The 3,401-nt window shown below is 46.1% G+C and carries 5 protein-coding genes; 3 read left to right on the forward strand and 2 right to left on the reverse strand.

What is annotated here, in order from left to right:
* Positions 1–22: 22 nt before the first annotated feature.
* Positions 23–589, reverse strand: coding sequence for a chromate transporter (locus K6G33_RS07505; RefSeq protein ID WP_296777903.1), 567 nt, complete (start codon positions 587–589; stop codon positions 23–25).
* Entirely contained in the window at positions 576–1,139 is a 564-nt protein-coding gene (locus K6G33_RS07510; protein ID WP_296777906.1) for a chromate transporter, read from the reverse strand. The genes K6G33_RS07505 and K6G33_RS07510 overlap by 14 nt, the downstream gene beginning before the upstream one ends.
* A gap of 130 nt (positions 1,140–1,269) precedes the next feature.
* Between K6G33_RS07510 and K6G33_RS07515 the strand changes: the two genes are divergently transcribed.
* Genes K6G33_RS07515 through K6G33_RS07525 form a run of 3 tightly spaced genes read left to right on the forward strand, consistent with a single transcriptional unit; the run spans position 1,270 to position 3,293 of the window.
* The gene (locus K6G33_RS07515; protein WP_296777907.1) at positions 1,270–2,001 is read left to right on the forward strand and encodes a DUF134 domain-containing protein; all 732 of its coding nucleotides are present in this window, start codon (positions 1,270–1,272) and stop codon (positions 1,999–2,001) included.
* The gene (locus tag K6G33_RS07520) at positions 2,001–2,465 is read left to right on the forward strand and encodes a C-GCAxxG-C-C family protein (protein WP_296777909.1); all 465 of its coding nucleotides are present in this window, start codon (positions 2,001–2,003) and stop codon (positions 2,463–2,465) included. The genes K6G33_RS07515 and K6G33_RS07520 overlap by 1 nt, the downstream gene beginning before the upstream one ends.
* A 6-nt stretch (positions 2,466–2,471) precedes the next feature.
* Positions 2,472–3,293 carry an MBL fold metallo-hydrolase gene (locus K6G33_RS07525; protein ID WP_296777911.1) on the forward strand — a complete coding sequence of 274 codons (822 nt, stop codon included), beginning with the start codon at positions 2,472–2,474 and terminating at the stop codon, positions 3,291–3,293.
* The last annotated feature ends 108 nt before the right edge of the window (positions 3,294–3,401 follow it).

The raw sequence follows: 3,401 nt of genomic DNA on the forward strand, positions 1-3,401 counted from the left end.
ACTGTATAAATCGTTCTCCTTTTTATAATCCAAGTCCATATCCTGCCCCGATACCGATAACAGCAGACAGCAGGATTATTTTTATCGGGTGAACCTTTTTGAAGGCAAGTACGGTGGTAACGGCGAATAATCCGAGGAATATCCAAAAGCCCGCTGAAGAAAAAACAGATACACTCACCCCCGCCGGAAATAACACCGTCCCTGCGACAGATATGAATGCGGCTCCGATCATTCCGGCTACTGCAGGCTTCAAGCCCGACATGATACCGCCGACAGCTTTGCTTTTCTGGTACCTTTCAAAACACTTTGCAATGATTAGTATAATGACAAAGGAAGGCAGAACAATACCGAGCGTTGCGATAATAGCGCCGAGAACACCGCCAGTCCTCATTCCTACAAATGTAGCCATATTTACTGCAAGCGGCCCCGGTGTGCTTTCGCTCAGAGCGACGAAATCCACAAGCTCCTCCCCGGTCAGCCAGCCCTGTCGCTCTGCTTCCGCCTGTATCATTGCGATCATTGCGTATCCGCCGCCAAAGGTGAACGCACCGATTTTCAGAAAGGCAAGAAACAATTTAATCAGTGCCATTGCTTTGCTCCTTCCTGTTCAAAAGCGGCCAGATCAATCCAAACAAGCCGCAGCCGATGATGACAAAGACAGCATCAATTTTCAGAAAAGCAGTCAGTACAAGAGAAAGTCCCATGATCGCATAGGAAAATGGTTGCTTTTTCTTCTTCACCTGATGAAACATCATCCACAGGGCTTTCAGTATCAGTGCAAGCACGGCTGCACGGATACCCATAAAAGCATACCTTACTGCTCTGATGCTCTGAAACTGCGTCAATATCATAGAGATAAGCGAAATAATAAGGAAAGATGGCAGGACAACTCCGATAGTAGCCATACACGCACCGAGAAAACACGATGTCTTATATCCTACAAATGTTGCGGCATTGATAGCGATCGGTCCCGGTGTTGATTCGGAGATCGCAACAATATCGGAAATATCCTTTTCATCCAGCCATTTTTTGTTTTCGCATACTTCTTTCTGAATCAGCGGTATCATCGCATAACCGCCGCCGAAGGTAAAAGCCCCGATCTTCATAAAAGTCAGGAACAATTCAAGATTCTTATTCACAATATCACTCCCACAGAAAAATTATACCAAATGAAGCAATATCCGTCAATATCCGAAAATGCCAAGATTATACTTGACATAAGTCGAGAAATATGTTATAATCGACATAAGTCAGAAAGGAGATGCTATTATGCCAAGACCTCAGAAATCACGCCGTATCTGTTGTTACCCCGATTACTGGAGCTTTGCACCCGATCAGGATACAGCAAACGATACAGTCGTTATGTCGCTTGACGAGTTTGAAACGATACGTCTGATAGATTATCAGTCTAAAACTCAGGAACAATGTGCTCAGGAGATGAACGTGGCAAGAACGACCGTCACAGCGATATATGACACTGCAAGGAAAAAACTTGCTCAGGCTTTGGTTGAGGGCAGACGCATCGTCATTTCAGGCGGAAATTATACTCTTGATAACACGATCTCAGAGGAGATCACACGGAAAGGAAGCACTATTATGAGAATCGCAGTAACCTATGAAAACGGACAGATCTTTCAGCATTTCGGCAGAACAGAGCAGTTCAAGCTCTATGACGTTGCCGACGGCAAGATCATCAATGAGCAGGTAGTTGGAACAATGGGCGCAGGACACGGCGCACTTGCAGGATTTCTGAAGAATGCACAGGCTGACGTTCTGATCTGCGGAGGTATCGGCGGAGGCGCACAGATGGCTATGCAGGAGGCTGGCATCGCTCTTTACGGCGGTAATATTGGAAGTGCTGACGAAGCTGTAAAGGCATTCCTTGCACAGACACTTGTTCAGAACGAGAACCCTACCTGCGATCATCATGCTCACGAACACGGTGAAGGACATTCCTGCGGAGATCATGGCTGCGGCAGCCATAGCTGCGGTAACCACTGATGAAGTACGATCATACTGAAAAGGCGGTCAGGCTATTCTCGGAAGGGCTTAACTGCGCACAAGCTGTATTTACAGCTTTTTCAGATGTTACCGGCATAGACGAGGAGCTTGCCAAAAGGCTGTCATCATCGTTCGGCGCTGGCATGGGCCGTATGCGTGAGGTATGCGGCGCCTGTTCAGGTATGTTTATGGTTGCAGGAATTCTCTACGGAAAGGGCATCGAATCCGATGACAAGTTGAAAACGGCACATTATCAGCGTATACAGTATCTTGCAGAAGAGTTCCGCAAATCGCATGAAACAATCATATGCCGGGATCTGCTGAAAGGACTTGCGGTAACAAGTACACCAACTCCTGAAAAACGTACTGAGCAATACTACAAAGCCAGACCCTGCGTGAAATTTGTCAGAACAGCGGCAGAGATACTTGACCGCTATCTTGAAGATAATCCGCCTGTGAGGTAAGAGTCTATGAAGATCATCACACTTGTAGAAAACTCCTGTGGTCACGAAGGCTGTATCGCAGAGCACGGGTTATCCATTTACATCGAAACAGTGAATCATAAACTATTGCTTGACACGGGACAGACCGATGCTGTTGTGAAGAATGCAGATGTTCTTGGTGTTGACTTGTCCTCTGTCGATACAGTGGTACTCAGCCACGGTCACTACGACCATTCAGGTGGTATACTGCAGTTTTCACAGCTTAACCATTCTGCACAAATCATTATGCAGAGAACGGCTGCCGAACCGCATTATAACGGTGAACGCTATATCGGCATTGATACTGATATACTCAAATTGCCGAATGTCCGACTGATAGACGGCGATTTGCAGCTTGACAATGAGCTGTTTCTGTTCAGCGGCATCACAGGCAGGAGATGCTATCCGCAGGGGAACAGAAAGCTGTCTTGTATGAGAAAAGGCGAAAAAGTGCCTGATGATTTCATTCATGAGCAATGCCTTGTTATCACACAGAACGGCAAACGCTGGCTTCTGTCCGGCTGTGCTCATAACGGTATACTCAATATCCTTGACAGATACAAGGAACTGTTTGACAGTTATCCTGACTATGTTATCACAGGATTTCACATGATGAAGCGTGATGGCGAGCATACCGAGGAAGAAAAAGCTGTTATCATTCAGACAGCACAGGAGCTTTCACAGCTTGATACTGTCTTTTACAGCGGTCACTGCACAGGCATTCCTGCATTTGAACTGATGAAACAGATCATGGGCGGCAAGCTAATAGCTCTACACAGTGGAGAACAAGTGATAATAACTGAAACGTGAATACAACAATATGATCCCCTCATCAGGTAGGAAGCTGAGATGCTCCTTGCCTGGTGAGGGAGGATTTTTTATTGGGTTATTTACTTGATAGCAGTTTCTGATAACTTC

Source organism: Ruminococcus sp., from assembly GCF_024691275.1.
In the GTDB taxonomy this organism is placed as follows: Bacteria; Bacillota; Clostridia; order Oscillospirales; family Ruminococcaceae; genus Ruminococcus.

What these genes read in the sequence shown, in the direction of transcription:
- K6G33_RS07505 (WP_296777903.1), bottom strand. Translation starts at nt 589, where the DNA reads ATGGCACTGATTAAATTGTTTCTTGCCTTTCTGAAAATCGGTGCGTTC.
- K6G33_RS07515 (WP_296777907.1), top strand. Translation starts at nt 1,270, where the DNA reads ATGCCAAGACCTCAGAAATCACGCCGTATCTGTTGTTACCCCGATTAC.
- K6G33_RS07520 (WP_296777909.1), top strand. Translation starts at nt 2,001, where the DNA reads ATGAAGTACGATCATACTGAAAAGGCGGTCAGGCTATTCTCGGAAGGG.
- K6G33_RS07525 (WP_296777911.1), top strand. Translation starts at nt 2,472, where the DNA reads ATGAAGATCATCACACTTGTAGAAAACTCCTGTGGTCACGAAGGCTGT.